Below are 15,962 nucleotides of genomic sequence, written 5' to 3' on the forward strand. Positions count from 1 at the left end.
TCAACATCGTGCGAGTAAACGGGGAGCAGAATGAAAAAGAAAATTGTACTGGCATTAGGAGGGAACGCTCTGGGTGAAGGACTGGCGGAGCAGATGCAGGCGGTGAAAACTACCGCACGGGCGATTGTCGATCTGATCGAACATGGTCATCAGGTGGTTGTTACCCATGGTAATGGCCCACAGGTCGGCATGATTAATCTGGCGTTTGAAGCGGCGGCTAAGACCGAAGCACATACGCCGATGTTACCCATGTCGGTATGCGTAGCCTTGAGCCAGGGCTATATCGGCTACGATCTGCAAAATGCCCTGCGTGAAGAGTTGCTGGACCGGAAGATTAACAAACCGGTAGCGACGTTGATCACTCAAGTGATCGTCAACGGCAATGATCCGGCTTTCCTCAACCCTACCAAGCCGATTGGTTCTTTCTTTACCCAACAGGAAGCCAAGTTGCTGAGCAACAAGGGTTACGTGATGAAAGAGGATGCGGGCCGGGGATATCGCCGGGTCGTAGCCTCGCCAATGCCGGTGGATATCGTTGAAAAAGAGACGGTACGCGCCATGATGGACGCCGGGCAGGTGGTGATTACCGTCGGTGGCGGCGGCATCCCGGTCATCAGTGAAGGTCATCATCTCAAGGGGGCCAGCGCGGTGATTGATAAAGACTGGGCCAGCGCCAAACTGGCAGAAATGATCGACGCTGATATGCTGATTATCCTCACCGCAGTGGAAAAGGTGGCGATTAATTTTGGCAAGCCCAACCAGCAATGGCTGGAGCAGTTGAGCGTTGCCGATGCTCGGCGTTTTATTGATGAGGGGCATTTTGCCAAGGGCTCGATGTTACCGAAGGTGGAAGCCGCAGTATCTTTTGCCGAGTCCAAACCCGGTCGTCAGGCATTGATCACTGTATTGAACAAGGCACAACAGGGTATTGAAGGAAAAACCGGTACGGTGATTGGTCAGTAATCGCCAAACAAAAATCCGGTCATAACATGGCCGGATAGAAATGCACAGGGGCCAGCCCGGTTGAAACTGGCCTGCTAGGCTGTGTCCCTTAATTGCCCGTGGTGCCGTCGCAGACCCAAAAGCCCGTTATCAAGGCGGAGGGTGAAGGGCAGAGTGGCCCTCTGTTCAAGCCCGACAACACAGATAACGGGCTTTTGGGGCGCGACCCTTCGGGCTGGGGCCATTTGCGCGCATTGCGGCGTTGTTCGCCGCTTATTTGGTCCACCAAACCTCGCGGCTCACGCCTTGCCCTGCGCGCAAATGACCACCAGCGGCGCTCACGTGCAATTAAGGGACACAGCCTAGGTTGTTCACCGCTTATTTGGTCCACCAAACCTCGCAGCTCACGCCTTGCTCTGCGTACAAATGACCGCCAGCGACGCTGGTGTCCAGTTAAGGGACACAGCCTAGCTTCGCCCAAGCTTCAGCATTGCCTCTAGCACCGCACCGGCGATGGCTCGCGCCTTATCCGACACGGTAGTAAAGTCCGCCATCGCGCCGCGTGGGTCGATATCGCCGATTTTAGTGCCAGTTTTAACCTCCAGCCCCGGTTGTAACAGCCCGCGAACCATCCCGGAAAGGGGAGCGATCACCGGGGTATCACCACAGTGGGCCAACAGATCACCTTCCTGCACCAAGTCACCCAAAGACACGCAACAGTGCATTACGCCATCCGCCGGTGCTCGGATCACCCGGCGCTCGGTATGGCCAGCGATATTGCCAGGAATACCGGTATTAGGATGGGTATAGCCATGGTAAATCACTCGCCCCAGATCGTGTCCGCGATTAGTTTCAATCACCGCATCGCAGTCTTGTCCGGCATTAAATCCAGGGCCAAGGGCTATGGTGATGGGGGCCATATTGCGGTGCGTCCCCAGGTTCTGCTTGGCCAGGATGGCATCTACCAGAAAACGGGGTTTCAGCTGCTGCAAGCATTGGGCATCTTCATCGACCAATAGCGGGATCTGGTTGCGGTTGATGATCTCGAAGGCTTCATCGACATCCTTTGCCAGGCAAGCGGTCACACCTTCAACGCAGGTTTGACCGTCAAACATCGCCTGCGCAAAAGCCACGCTGCGGCGGATAGCGGTAGGTTGGGCAATATCCAGCATGACGATCTGAAAACCGGCATGATAGAGCCGCAACGCCACGCCGGTAGCCATGTCACCTGCGCCACGGATCACCACCAGCCTGTCGCGTACCAACCGAATATCATCTTTCATCAGCCCGCCGGAGGACTGGTTTCGTATCTGCAACAGTTCTGCCAACACGCTGATGGCGATTTCTTCCGGTGTTTCTGCACCGATATTGTAGCCGACGGGGGCGTGTAACCTTGCCAGCTCATCTTCTCCAATGCCGCGTTGTCTCAGTTGATGCTTGAAGGTTTGCACTTTACGTCTGCTGGCAAGAAGCCCCAGATAACGCAACGGCTGTTTGATCAGAACGTTCAGTGCCTCACAGTCCTGATTATTGGTGGCAATGATCACAAAGTTACCGGGTTCGATATTCATCTTGCTGATAGCATCAGGAAAGCTTTCGCCATCAACCAGGGTCGTGCCCGCCGGGAACAAATCTGGATCAAGGCTGGCAGAATAGATATCGGCGACGTGAATATCGAACCCCAAGGGTTTGGCCGCATTGGCAATAGCGCGGTTGACGTGTCCGGCGCCAATCAAGACCAGCTTTGGGCGCAGGCCGTGAACGTCAATATAGACTGACATTGCGCCGCCACAGTCAGAACCTACAGCATCCTGGCCGTTACGGGCCATGCGGCCATGAAATACTCTGGCTTTGCGTTCAGCAATGGCGGCAAGAGCCTGCTCAATCACCATACGTTCAATCATGCCGCCACCGATGGTGCCAATACAGTTGCCATCGGCCATGATCAGCATTTGCCCAGAGTGGCGTGGTGTGGATCCACGGCTTTCAATGATCTGGGCGAGCGCAAAGGGCCGGTTTCCTTCTTCCAGTCGTGCTGCTTCGGCGAAGATATTCATTCTGACCTCATGGGTTAACTTCAAAAGCTTTGTTGTGCTACGCGTCGCAAACAGTGTCGGATGGGCGGGGTCTCTTGCACCGAGCCCAACCAGATGGCACTGAGTAGCGGATCCTGCCGCAGAACCTGATGCCACGCGGGATCAGGCTGATTATCAGAATGAGAAAACTGATTAACCAGCCAAATCCGCCGCGCATCGGGCGGTGTTCCTTTGAACATGCCTTGCGGGTGAGAAATCAACCAACTGAACACCCGCTGGTTCAGGCAGTCACCGGCATTGATCCCCGTCAGCTCTGAGAAAATAGCCCAGCGATGGATCTGCTGCGGATTGGCAGGGCGATTAACCACCTGGCCCCCGGTTAATGCGATAACACAATCACTGTTGGAAGGAATGCAAGGTTCATGCCTTGCCGGGGCTTTTAGCGGTAACCCTCGGGATCCGTCAGCTTCGACCAGAATCACATCGAATTCCCCCTGCTGCTTAATCTCATCGATCTGCTGGCAATTGAGGCCCTCAACCTTGTTACTTTCCGGCTGATAGTGGCTGAACCAAGCGGTAATAGCCGGGGTATTGCTGGCGCTGGAGGGTTGCCCGATCCACAGGTGATGATAAGTGGACGCGGCAGGGCGGTACATTTTGGTGGTGGTAGTGAATAGCACTCGCCTACCCTGGCGGTAGAAAGCCTGCGCCAGCCACATCAGCGTACTGGTTTTGCCCCCAGCGCCAATCAGGCTGATGAGTAATGGATCACCATTATCGAGGCGATGAAACTCTTCGCTGAATAATTCCCTGAAGGCCAGAGTCATAAAAATACCAGTAATGCGAAAGGAATAACTAATGGGTACTAATATGCCGCGTTTTTATTTCAAATTGGCAGCTTAATAGCGGGATCTGTTTGAGATAATTGACGTTTATCGATTGCGTTCACGATTTATCTCAGTGCGGTAGGTAATGTATCAAATTGATATTACGGTACGCATTTTTGATAATTGACGGGTTGGGTGCTATTTCTCATGTTGACTGTCTGTTACCACTGATATTTGTTCTCACTTGCACTTGTGAGTCGCTTCACAAATAAAAATAACAATTAGAACTTCCTCACGAATTTTATCTAAGCGAAACGGCGCAAGGAAATTTGGCCTGATTGTTGCTGCGTTATGCTCAACCGAGGTGAAAAACCACAATCAGTTTTTTGCTGACTCACCATTCAGGCATTTCGTCGCAAGGAGATTAGCTATGGGAGATATAATGCGTCCCGTTCCGTTCAAGGCGCTGTTAACCCGGATTTTCGATGAATATCATGAGAGCCGGTCTATTTTTGGTATTCCAGAAAAACAATTTTATCGCAAACGTGACGAACGGCACATTAACGTCTTCAATGAAAGCTGCGAAACTCCGCTAGGCCCGGCTGCTGGCCCGCACACGCAACTGGCACAGAATATTATTGTGTCCTGGCTGACCGGCGGGCGCTTCATTGAATTGAAAACCGTGCAAATCCTTGATCGCCTGGAGATTGAGAAACCCTGTATTGATGCAGAAGACGAATGTTTTAACACCGAATGGTCAACAGAGTTTACCTTACTCAAGGCGTATGATGAGTATTTGAAAGCCTGGTTTGCTCTGCACTTACTGGAAGCCCTGTTTGATCCGCGCACGGAAGGGGAAAGTAAATCCTTTATTTTTAACATGAGCGTTGGTTATAACCTGGATGGGATTAAACAGCCTCCGATGCAGGAATTCATCCATAATATGATGAACTCCACACAGCACCCGAAATATGCTGAATATGCCAAAACCCTTGAAGAGTGGGTTGGCAATGAGCAATTTATTACTCAGTTTTCTTTAGCGGCCCAACGCAGCATATTGACACAATTACCCGCACATATCCCTGCGCAACTGGTTAGCGGAATAACGCTTTCAACCATGCACGGCTGCCCGCCGCATGAAATAGAAGCTATCTGCCGATATATGCTGGAAGAGAAAAATCTTAACACCTTCGTTAAATTAAACCCGACATTGCTGGGATACCAACGTGTGCGAGCCATTCTGGATACCTGCGGCTTCGATTATGTTGGTCTGAAAGAGGAATCGTTTGAGCACGATCTTAAATTGGAGCAGGCGATAGCGATGCTACACCGCCTGGTCGAACTGGGTAAACAGCGCCAACTGGGCTTCGGGGTCAAATTAACCAATACCCTGGGTACCATCAACCATAAAGGAGCGCTGCCTGGCGAAGAAATGTATATGTCAGGACGAGCGCTATTCCCGCTCTCGATCAACGTAGCGGCGGTGTTATCCCGCGAGTTCAACGGTGAGTTGCCTATTTCATACTCAGGCGGGGCAAGCAAATTCAATATCCGCGATATTTTTGAAACCGGCATCCGGCCTATTACCATGGCGACCGATCTGCTCAAACCCGGCGGTTACCTGCGCCAGACTGAATGTATGCAGGAGCTGGATAGTTCCGACAGCTGGGGCATGACGCGGATTGACGTCGACAAGCTGGAAGAGCTGGCGGAAAAAGCAGTCAGCATGGAGTACACCCAAAAGCATTGGAAGGCACAGGACAGCATCGATGCCGGTGGCCCGTTACCGATGATCGACTGCTACGTTGCACCTTGCGTCAGCGCCTGCGCCATTAAACAGGATATTCCAGAATATATCCGCTTACTGGGCGAGCAGCGCTATGCCGATGCGCTGGAACTGATTTATCAACGTAACGCCTTACCTGCCATCACCGGCCATATCTGCGATCACCAATGCCAGTACAACTGTACCCGTATTGATTACGACAGCGCGTTGAATATCCGTGAACTGAAAAAGATCGCCCTTGAGAAAGGGTGGGAGGAGTATCAACGGCGGTGGCACAAGCCTGCGGGTTCAGGTAGCAAACATCCGGTTGCCATTTTGGGCGCGGGTCCGGCAGGTTTGTCCGCTGGTTACTTCCTGGCGCGTGCGGGCTATCAGGTAACGCTGTTTGAGCGTGAGGCCAATGCTGGCGGCGTGGTGAAGAATATCATCCCACATTTCCGTATCCCGGCTGAGGCCATCGAGCATGATATTGAGTTTGTTGCTGCTCACGGCGTGAAATTTGTCTATGGCTGCGATCCAGAGCTGACGGTCGACAAGTTGCAACAACAGGGTTTTGACTATGTGTTCATCGGCATCGGTACCGACAAGAACAGCGGCGTGAAGCTGGCGGGTAATAACCGCAATATCTACAAGTCGCTGCCGTTCCTGCGCAGTTTCAATCAGGGCGAAGCGATGAGCCTGGGCCGACACGTTGCCGTGGTTGGTGCCGGTAATACCGCGATGGACTGCGCACGCGCCGCGCTGAAAGTGCCAGGGGTAGAGAAGGTGACCGTACTCTACCGCCGCACGCTGAACGAAATGCCCGCTTACCGCGAAGAGTATCAAGAGGCGGTGGAAGATAATGTGCAGTTTATGTTCCTGACCAACCCGGAACACTTTGATGCCAACGGTACCCTGACCGCCCGCGTCATGACGCTGGGTGAACCGGATGAACAGGGGCGTCGGCGTCCGGTGGCCACTGAACAAACCCTTACCTTGCAGATCGATGCTTTGATCACTGCTATAGGTGAACAGGCCGATCAGGAGGTGTTGCGCAAGCTCGGGGTGCCACTCGATGAAGCCGGTTATCCGCAGGTCAATCATGCTACGGGCGAAACGGCCCGCCGTAACGTCTTCCTGATTGGCGACGTACAGCGCGGCCCGTCTTCGATTGTGGCCGCTATTGGCAGTGCCCGCAGCGCCGCCGAAGAGGTACTGGCGCGGGAGAATGTCAAAACACACCACACGGACAAATACTGGTCGAATGTCGATCCCGCTGAAATTTACCGCCGCAAGGGGGCCATTTCGGTGGCGATGGTGGACAAGACGGAACGCGAAGCCTTTGTCGCTCAGGAAGCGCAGCGCTGTCTGGAGTGTAACTACGTGTGTAGCAAATGCGTCGACGTTTGCCCGAACCGCGCCAACGTATCGATCGCCATTCCGGGCTTCCGCGATCGCTTCCAGACCCTGCACCTGGACGCCTATTGCAACGAATGCGGCAACTGTGCCCAGTTCTGCCCATGGCAAGGCAAACCTTACAAGGACAAAGTGACCATCTTTAATCTGCCACAGGATTTTGCCAACAGCACTAATGCCGGGTTCCTGGTGGATGGGCAGGTAGTCAGCGTGCGACAGGACGGTAATATTTACCAACTGCGCATGGACAGTAACGGTCATTTCGTCAATATCCCGCAGGAGCTGGATGACATGTGCCGCATTATCAGCCATGTGCAGCAGCATCATCATTATCTTCTTGGCCTGGTGGAGGCGTAATCATGCTGATATTAACCAATGCAACTGCCGTACAGCTTGAACCCGCCAGCGTACAGAACGGTATTGATATCGCGATTGAAGGCAGCGTGATCAAAGAGGTTGGCTACGGCCTGGCAACTAAATATCCACAGGCAGAGATCCGCGATATGCAGGGTAAATGGGTGATGCCAGGGATAGTCTGCGCCCATAACCATTTCTACTCCGGTTTATCGCGCGGCATTATGGCGAACATCGCGCCAAGCCCGGATTTTATCTCCACCTTGAAAAACCTGTGGTGGCGTCTGGATCGCGCGCTGGATGAGGAGTCGCTCTATTACAGCGGTCTGATTTGTTCGCTAGAGGCTATCAAGAGCGGTTGTACCGCGGTGATCGACCACCACGCCTCACCAAACTTCATCGCAGGCTCGCTGAAAACCCTGCGCGATGGTTTTATCAAGGTTGGGCTGCGCGGCATGACCTGCTTTGAGACCACTGACCGCAATGTGGGTAACCGCGAGTTGCAGGCTGGGGTTGAAGAGAACATTGCCTTTGCCCGCTTGATCGACAGCGCCAAGAGCGTGGGCAAAGAGCCCTATCTGGTTGAGGCGCACATCGGTGCTCACGCGCCGTTTACCGTTTCTGATGCCGGGTTGGAGATGTTGAAGGAAGCGGTGCAGAGCACCGGGCGCGGGTTGCATATCCACGCCGCAGAAGACCGCTATGATGTGTCCCACAGCCATGACAAATATGGTCAGGATCTGATGGTACGACTGGATCGGCACGGCCTTATCAATGCCAAAACCCTGGTCGCCCACGGCCTGTATCTTTCCGCCGCCGATATCGAGCTGATCAATCAGCACGATGCTTTCCTGGTGCACAACGCCCGTTCCAATATGAACAACCACGTCGGCTACAACCACCAATTGGCGCAATATCGCAATTTGGCACTCGGCACTGACGGCATCGGCTCTGACATGTTTGAAGAGCTGAAGTTTGCCTTCTTCAAACACCGTGACGCTGGTGGCCCGCTGTGGCCAGACAGTTTTGCCCGCTTCCTGTCTAACGGCAACCAACTGCTGGCCCGCAATTTTGCTGCCCAGTTTGGTTGCCTGGCTGCCGGATACAAAGCGGATCTGACTATTTGCGATTACGCGGCACCTACACCACTGGCGGCACAGAATATTGCCGGTCATCTGGCTTTTGGCATGGGGGCGAGCAGTGTCAATAGCGTGATGGTGGAAGGCCGCATGGTCTATCAGGACCGCCAATTCCCATTCGATGTAGAGCCTATTTATGCCGAGGCTCGCAAGGTTGCGGCCAATCTCTGGAAGCGAATGGATGCCTTGAACTAAGCCGGTTGCCGCTGTGCGAAAGCAGGCGGCAACATTGAAGAGGGTGAAAAATGATTGAGCAATTCTATAGGCCAGAGTCGGTGCAACAGGCGCTGGAATTGAAAGGCCAGTTTCTTGATGATGCCGTCTACTTCGGTGGCGGCAGTAAACTAAACGCCACACCGACCAAGACGACGAAAAAGGTAGCGATTTCATTATTGCAACTTGGACTTGATCGGGTGGATTGGCAACAGGGTGAACTGCATATCGGTAGCACCATCACCCTGCAACGCTTAAGAGACACTTCGTTAATCCCGCAGGCCTTGCAACAGGCATTGGGATTTGTTTATTCGCGTCATGTTCGTAACCAAGCCACCCTGGGTGGGGAAATTGCCGTTGCCGCAAAAGACTCGGCGTTGTTACCGGTGCTGTTGGCCCTGAGTGCCAAGGTAGTCGTGGGCAGCGGTAAAACCCTCACATTGGAAGAGTATCTGGCCAGTGGCCAGCGGGAATTATTGCTGGAAGTGGTGTTGCCAGACCCTTATCGCAGTTGCGCCACGCGTAAAATTGCGCGTTCAGCAGCTGGCTTGGCGATAGTGACCGCCGCGGTATCACAGGATCTGCATGCCAAAGTGCGCATTGCGTTAAGCGCTGTTGTTGACCGGCCCAGCCGTTTGCGTGATGCCGAGCAGCTCGGCCTGAGCGGTGCGGCGCTGGAAAAGGCGGTGGCTGCAGCCATTTCTCCTCAATCCGACATTTGCGGTAGCGCCGACTATAAGCGCTACATCACCGGTGTGGTGGTGGCAGACCTGCTTGCGGATTGTCAGTCTTCAGGAGAGAAGCAATGAACAACATTCGTTTTACACTCAATGATACTCAGCAGGTAATACAGAGCCTACTGGGCGAAAACGTGCAGGCACTGCTGTTCAAACTGGGGATGCACTCGGTACGCAACAGTGACGACGGATTTGGTTTTGCCGGTTCGGATGCGATTATTTTTAATGGCGTAGTCGTCAACGCTTCCTTGCTGATTGCCGCCCAGCTCGAAGGGGCGGTGGTGAAGACCGCTGAATCCCTGGGAAGCTGGAACCAGCTCAGTCTGGTGCAACAGGCTATGGTGGATGTGGGGATTGTCCAGTCCGGTTATAACGACCCAGCGGCAGCGCTGATCCTCACCGACCTGCTGGATCGTATCGCCGCCCCCACGCGGGCAGAGATCGACGATGCGCTGTCTGGTCTGTTCAGCCGGGATGCTGGCTACCAACAGTTCTATCAGGTAGTGGCACTGGCGGTGGCACGCCGCAGCGATCCGGGGTTTCAGTCACCATCCGCACCAGAGTTTCGCAGCGATCTGAACGTGGTTGGCAAACTGTGTCCTAAAGTGGACGCAGCGAAAATGGTACAGGCCAAGCCCTGCTACGTAGAGGATCGGGTGGCCCGCGATGCCTGCATCATCAAAATGCTGCGCAGCCCTCATCCCCATGCGCTGATCACCCGGCTGGACGTCAGTAAAGCCGAGGCATTACCGGGAGTGGTGCATGTCATCACTCACCTGAACTGCCCGGATATTTACTACACTCCCGGCGGGCAGAGCGCCCCGGAACCCTCACCGTTGGATCGGCGCATGTTTGGCAAGAAACTCCGCCACGTCGGTGACCGGGTTGCGGCAGTAGTGGCCGAAAGTGAAGAGATTGCGTTGGCTGCACTGGCACTGATTGAGGTTGAGTATCAGGTATTGCAACCGGTGATGTCGATTGATGAAGCGATGGCCGAAGGCGCACCGCTGGTACACGACGAGCCCATTGTCTATGTTCATGGCGCTCCGGCCGATCTGGCCGAACAGAATCAGGGCAGTGCGCAGCGTGATGGCGAATATCTGACTATCAATTTCCCGATTGGTGCCAAGCCCCATAGCAATATTGCCGCAGCGGTTCACGGGCATATTGGCAATATGGAAAAGGGGTTTGCCGAGGCGGATGTGGTACTGGAGCGCACTTACGAATCCACCCAGGCCCAGCAATGCCCGGCGGAGAAACACGTCTGTTACACCTATATGGACGGCGACCGTTTGGTGATCCACGCGTCAACCCAGGTTCCTTGGCACCTGCGCCGTCAGGTGGCGCGGATTGTCGGGCTCAAGCAGCACAAGGTCCATGTGATCAAAGAGCGTGTGGGTGGGGGCTTTGGCTCCAAGCAGGATATCCTGCTGGAAGAGGTCTGCGCCTGGGCAACCTGTGTAACCGGCCGTGCAGTCTATTTCCACTACAGCCGCGAAGAGGAGTTCATTAGTAATACCTCACGCCACGTTGCCAAAGTGAAGGTAAAAATCGGCGCGACTAAAGAGGGGCGCTTGACGGCGATCGACATGAACTTCCTGGCGAATACCGGTCCTTTTGGCAACCATGCATTGACGGTGCCAAGTAACGGCCCGGCGCTGTCGCTGCCGCTGTATCCCTGCGAGAACGTTAACTTCCAGGTCACCACCTACTACAGCAACATTTGCCCGAACGGTGCTTATCAAGGGTACGGTGCGCCGAAAGGCAACTTTGCGCTGACCATGATCCTGGCGGAGCTGGCAGAAAAACTGGGGCGCGATCCGCTGGAACTGATTGAACTCAACCGGGTGGTAGAAGGCCAGGAACTGAAGATACTGGGGGCAATTGGTGAAGGTAAAATGCCAACGTCGGTACCAAGTGCCGCCAGCTGTGCGCTAGAACCGATCCTGCGTAAAGGGCGTGAACTGATCAACTGGAACGCGCCGAAGGCGAAAGACGGCGATTGGCAGATTGGTCGTGGCGTTGCCATCATCATGCAGAAATCCGGCATTCCAGATATCGATCAGGCCAACTGCATGATCAAGCTGGAGTCGGACGGCACCTTTATCGTGCACTCTGGCGGGGCAGACATTGGTACCGGGTTGGATACGGTAGTGGGTAAACTCGCGGCAGAAGTGTTGTGCTGCCCGTTTGCCGATATTCATGTGATTTCGGGAGATACAGATCACGCCCTGTTTGATAAAGGGGCGTATGCCTCTTCCGGCACCTGCTTCTCCGGCAACGCGGCGAAGAATGCTGCGGAAAATCTCAGGAAAAAAATCCTGTTCCATGGGGCGCAGATGTTGGGTGAGCCTGAGGCCGATGTTGTGCTGGTGGCACCTGGTGTGGTGCTTGGCAAACGCGGTGAGGTGTCGTTTGCAGACATCGCACACAAGGCTGAGACTGGCACCGGCTTTGGTACCCTGGTGGCGACGGCCAGCTATATTTCCTCTGATTTTGCCTTCCCGTTTGGTGCCAACTTTGCCGAAGTGGCGGTTAACGTGCGTACCGGCGAGATCAGATTGGACAAGTTCTACGCATTACTGGATTGTGGCACGCCGGTCAACCCTGAGCTGGCGCTGGGGCAGATCTACGGTGCTTCAATGCGTGCTATCGGCCACAGCATGACGGAAGAGATCCTCTATGACCGTCAAGGTTCGCCGATAACGCGTGACTTGCAGAGTTATGGTGCGCCCAAGATTGGTGATATCCCGCTCGACTTCCAGGCCTTCCTGGTGCCCAGCGACGACCATGTGGGGCCGTACGGTGCCAAATCGATTTCCGAAATCGGTGTTAACGGCGCTGCACCGGCTATCGCCATGGCGATCCATGACGCCTGCGGTGTGTGGCTACGTGAATGGCATTTCACGGCAGAGAAAATACTGAGGGGGTTAAACAAACTGTCAGCGTAAATATACTCACCGTACTTGGAGCTGCCGCCAACATCCGGCAGCTTCAAGTACCTGAGGATATACTCGTCATACTTCAAGCTGCATGGATGTTGGCTGCGTCCGTTCGCACCAGTCACGTAGTGAGCCTCGGTCTTGCCTTCTACAATGCAACTTGAAGGGCGACGGGTATAAACGATTCAATATATTAGCTGAGCGAAATAGCTAATCTGTTATTGCCGCCATTAATAAATAATGAGCCAGGTGAAAGTGCTCAGGATAGCCCGTGGAATTAACATGGCGAAAGAGCAGGGCGTGGAGCAGTTAACGCGTATTTATTGAATCAGATGATCAAATTTACTGGAAGGGAGTAAAGAGATGTCTGATATACATACCGAGAATAGCGATCTTATTTATCAAGTTGATGATAAGCCACCGTTTAACCAAAGTGTTATTAGTGCAATTACCCATTTGTTGGCTATTTTTGTTCCCATGGTGGCGCCGGCATTAATTGTTGGTACCGCGCTGTCGCTCCCGGCAGAAATAACGGCCTATCTGGTTTCTATGGCGATGATTGCTTCTGGCATTGGTACCTGGCTCCAGGTAAATCGCTATGGGCGCGTCGGCTCCGGTTTATTGTCTATTCAATCGGTTAACTTTTCTTTTGTCACCGTGATGATTGCGCTGGGTAGCACCATGAAAGGCGACGGCCTGCATGTGGAGGCGATAATGTCCACCTTGCTGGGCGTCTCTTTTGTCGGCGCATTTCTGGTGGTGGGTTCCTCATTTATTCTGCCCTATCTGCATCGGGTCATTACACCAACGGTGAGCGGCATCGTCGTGTTAATGATCGGCTTGAGCCTGATAAAAGTCGGCATTATTGATTTCGGCGGCGGTTTTTCCGCGAAGAGTAGTGGCACCTTTGGCAACTACCAAAGTATTGGCATTGGTCTGCTGGTATTGCTGGTGGTGATTGGATTCAACTGTTGCCAAAATGCGCTGTTGCGTATGGGCGGGATCGCCATTGGGATCATCGTTGGTTATGTGGTGGCGCTTTGCCTAGGCATGGTCGATTTCTCGGTTATGCAGAACCTGCCGCTTGTCACGGTTCCTGTTCCCTTCAAGTATGGATTCACTTTTGATCTGCACGCCTTTCTGGTGGCGGGCACTATCTATCTGCTGAGCGTATTGGAAGCCGTGGGGGATATTACGGCCACCGCCATGGTATCCAACCGGCCAATTAAAGGGGAGGAATACACCTCGCGCCTGAGCGGTGGCGTATTGGCCGATGGCTTGGTTTCGGTGATTGCCACCATGTTGGGCTCTTTGCCGCTGACGACATTTGCGCAAAACAACGGGGTGATCCAAATGACCGGCGTTGCCTCGCGCCATGTCGGTAAATTTATCGCCGTGATCCTGGTTATTCTCGGGCTATTCCCGGTCATTGGCCGCTTTTTCACTACTATTCCCGCGCCTGTACTGGGTGGTGCGATGACGCTGATGTTTTCAATGATTGCCATCGCCGGGATACGCATCATTATTTCCAACGGATTAAATCGCCGGGAAACCATTATTGTTGCCACCTCCTTGGGTTTGGGACTCGGTGTTTCTTACGATCCAGAAGTATTCCGCGTTTTACCCGCATCAATTTATGTCCTGGTTGAAAACCCGATCTGTGCTGGCGGGCTGACGGCTATTTTTCTGAATTTGCTGATACCGCTGAATAAGACTGAAAGCCATAGCGTAGAAGCCACTGAGTTGAATGTGAGATCGGCGGAGAGAGAGACAGACTAACGTCTGAGGTTGATGACTAAGTCGCCTTCTAACCCGAGATACCCGGGCCTAGCGCAGCGAGGGGCGCTCCGACGGCTTACGCCGTTACGACCCCATCGGCAGGCTCTCCCTAATAACGGGGTTTGTCAGCAGTTTGAGGCTAGGCTGTGTCCCTCAATTGCACGTGAGCGCCGCTGGTGGTCATTTGCGCGCAGGGCAAGGCGTGAGCTGCGAGGTTTGGTGGACCAAATAAGCGGCGAATAACGCAGCAATGCGCGCAAATGGCCCCAGCCCGAAGGGTCGCGCCCCAAAAGCCCGTTTTCTGTGTTGTCGGGCTTGAACAGAGGGCCACTCTGCCCTTCGCCCTCCGCCTTGATAACGGGCTTTTGGGGCTGCGACGGCACCACGGGCAATTGAGGGATACAGCCTAACGTCTTCAGTTTATTTTAAAAGGAAGATCAATATGGAGTGTGAACAATCAATCAAGGCGGTGCGGGGGAATTTTCTTGATATTACCCACACCGTGCAGTGCCCAGAGGAAATAGAAAGCAGTCTGCGTTTTATCAAAGACGGATTATTGTTGATCCGTGACGGGCACGTAGCGTGGTTTGGCTCATGGGAAGAGGGCCATCATCAGATACCGGATAGCATCCGGGTGCGCGATTATAGCGGCAAAATGATCGTTCCGGGCTTTGTCGATACCCACATCCATTATCCGCAGTGTGAAATGGTGGGTGCCTATGGCGAGCAGTTGCTGGACTGGCTGAACAAACATACTTTCCCGGCGGAGAAACGCTATAACGATCTTGAATACGCCCGTGAAATGTCGGCCTTTTTTATCAAGCAACTGTTGCGTAATGGCACCACTACCGCACTGGTTTTCGGTACCGTTCACCCCGAATCGGTAGAAGCCCTGTTTGAGTCTGCCCGCCATATCAATATGCGCATGATTGCTGGCAAAGTGATGATGGACAGAAACGCGCCAGACTATCTGCTGGATACGCCAGAAAGTAGTTACACCCAGAGCAAAGCGTTGATTGAACGCTGGCACAAGAATGGCCGTTTGCTGTATGCCATTACTCCGCGCTTTGCGCCTACCTCATCACCCGAACAGTTGGCAATGGTGCAGCGTTTGCGTCAGGAATATCCGGATACCTACCTGCATACCCACTTGTCGGAAAACAAAGATGAGATTGCCTGGGTGAAGGCGCTGTTCCCAGAACGTAAAAACTATCTCGATGTTTACCATCATTATGGCCTGACCGGCAGAAAAAGCGTATTTGCTCACTGCATCCATTTGGAAGAGGACGAGTGGAATTGCCTGCGTGAAACCGATTCCTCCATCGCCTTTTGCCCGACCTCTAACCTCTACCTTGGCAGCGGTTTGTTCAATCTTTCCAAAGCCTGGCAGAAAAGGGTCAAGGTGGGAATGGGTACCGACATCGGTGCCGGGACCACTTTCAACATGCTGCAGACGCTGAACGAAGCCTACAAGATCATGCAACTGCAAGGCTATCGCCTGTCGGCCTACGAGGCATTTTATCTGGCCACGCTGGGCGGGGCCGATGCGCTGGGGCTGGCAAACACCATTGGTAACTTTAACGTGGGTAAAGAGGCTGACTTCGTGGTGCTCGAACCCACCGCCACACCATTGCAACAACTACGGTACGACAACTCAAAAACATTGATGGATAAGCTGTTTGTCATGATGACGCTAGGGGATGACCGGTCGATATATCGCACTTATGTTGATGGCCGGTTGGTGTATGAACGGACGTAAAGAAGTGCACCACAATTTGCCAGGAGTGGCCTTACCCGGAACGGCTGGCATTG

General features: G+C 53.6%; 9 protein-coding genes. 7 read left to right on the forward strand and 2 right to left on the reverse strand.

The window, feature by feature from the left end; all coding sequences use genetic code 11:
* Positions 1–30 precede the first annotated feature (30 nt).
* The gene (arcC, locus tag SAQUA_RS09530; RefSeq protein ID WP_380672930.1) at positions 31–963 is read left to right on the forward strand and encodes a carbamate kinase; all 933 of its coding nucleotides are present in this window, start codon (positions 31–33) and stop codon (positions 961–963) included.
* A 446-nt stretch (positions 964–1,409) separates the two neighbouring features.
* Here the strand turns inward: arcC and yqeB are convergent, their stop codons facing one another.
* Together yqeB and yqeC are read right to left on the reverse strand one after the other, a co-directional pair.
* On the reverse strand, positions 1,410–2,999 hold the full coding sequence (yqeB, locus tag SAQUA_RS09535) for a selenium-dependent molybdenum cofactor biosynthesis protein YqeB (RefSeq protein WP_380672932.1): 1,590 nt from the start codon (positions 2,997–2,999) through the stop codon (positions 1,410–1,412).
* Positions 3,000–3,019: 20 nt separating this feature from the next.
* Positions 3,020–3,805 (reverse strand): selenium cofactor biosynthesis protein YqeC, encoded by a 786-nt coding sequence (yqeC, locus tag SAQUA_RS09540; RefSeq protein ID WP_380672934.1) that lies wholly within the window; start codon positions 3,803–3,805, stop codon positions 3,020–3,022.
* Between the two features lie 430 nt (positions 3,806–4,235).
* Here yqeC and ygfK point away from each other — a divergent pair, with 430 nt between their 5' ends.
* The 6 genes from ygfK (at position 4,236) to guaD (ending at position 15,909) form a co-directional block, all read left to right on the forward strand.
* A complete protein-coding gene (gene ygfK, locus SAQUA_RS09545) occupies positions 4,236–7,343 on the forward strand; it encodes a putative selenate reductase subunit YgfK (RefSeq protein ID WP_380672936.1) in 3,108 nt (1,035 codons plus the stop codon).
* A 2-nt stretch (positions 7,344–7,345) separates the two neighbouring features.
* A complete protein-coding gene (gene ssnA / locus SAQUA_RS09550) occupies positions 7,346–8,674 on the forward strand; it encodes a putative aminohydrolase SsnA (RefSeq protein WP_380672938.1) in 1,329 nt (442 codons plus the stop codon).
* A gap of 50 nt (positions 8,675–8,724) precedes the next feature.
* A complete protein-coding gene (gene ygfM / locus SAQUA_RS09555; protein ID WP_380672940.1) occupies positions 8,725–9,501 on the forward strand; it encodes a molybdopterin-dependent oxidoreductase FAD-binding subunit in 777 nt (258 codons plus the stop codon).
* Entirely contained in the window at positions 9,498–12,380 is a 2,883-nt protein-coding gene (locus SAQUA_RS09560) for a molybdopterin-dependent oxidoreductase Mo/Fe-S-binding subunit (protein WP_380672942.1), read from the forward strand. Before ygfM ends, SAQUA_RS09560 begins: the two co-directional genes overlap by 4 nt.
* Positions 12,381–12,734: 354 nt before the next feature.
* Positions 12,735–14,150, forward strand: coding sequence for a nucleobase:cation symporter-2 family protein (locus tag SAQUA_RS09565; RefSeq protein ID WP_380672944.1), 1,416 nt, complete (start codon positions 12,735–12,737; stop codon positions 14,148–14,150).
* A gap of 442 nt (positions 14,151–14,592) precedes the next feature.
* Positions 14,593–15,909, forward strand: a complete 1,317-nt coding sequence (gene guaD, locus SAQUA_RS09570; protein ID WP_380672946.1) for a guanine deaminase — start codon at positions 14,593–14,595, stop codon at positions 15,907–15,909.
* Positions 15,910–15,962: the final 53 nt, after the last annotated feature.

The organism is Serratia aquatilis, assembly GCF_044865145.1.
Taxonomy (GTDB): Bacteria; Pseudomonadota; Gammaproteobacteria; order Enterobacterales; family Enterobacteriaceae; genus Chania; species Chania aquatilis.

Bases quoted from the DNA above. Each gene is read 5' to 3' on its own strand.
- arcC (WP_380672930.1), top strand. From the start codon at position 31: ATGAAAAAGAAAATTGTACTGGCATTAGGAGGGAACGCTCTGGGTGAA.
- yqeB (WP_380672932.1), bottom strand. From the start codon at position 2,999: ATGAATATCTTCGCCGAAGCAGCACGACTGGAAGAAGGAAACCGGCCC.
- yqeC (WP_380672934.1), bottom strand. From the start codon at position 3,805: ATGACTCTGGCCTTCAGGGAATTATTCAGCGAAGAGTTTCATCGCCTC.
- ygfK (WP_380672936.1), top strand. From the start codon at position 4,236: ATGGGAGATATAATGCGTCCCGTTCCGTTCAAGGCGCTGTTAACCCGG.
- ssnA (WP_380672938.1), top strand. From the start codon at position 7,346: ATGCTGATATTAACCAATGCAACTGCCGTACAGCTTGAACCCGCCAGC.
- ygfM (WP_380672940.1), top strand. From the start codon at position 8,725: ATGATTGAGCAATTCTATAGGCCAGAGTCGGTGCAACAGGCGCTGGAA.
- SAQUA_RS09560 (WP_380672942.1), top strand. From the start codon at position 9,498: ATGAACAACATTCGTTTTACACTCAATGATACTCAGCAGGTAATACAG.
- SAQUA_RS09565 (WP_380672944.1), top strand. From the start codon at position 12,735: ATGTCTGATATACATACCGAGAATAGCGATCTTATTTATCAAGTTGAT.
- guaD (WP_380672946.1), top strand. From the start codon at position 14,593: ATGGAGTGTGAACAATCAATCAAGGCGGTGCGGGGGAATTTTCTTGAT.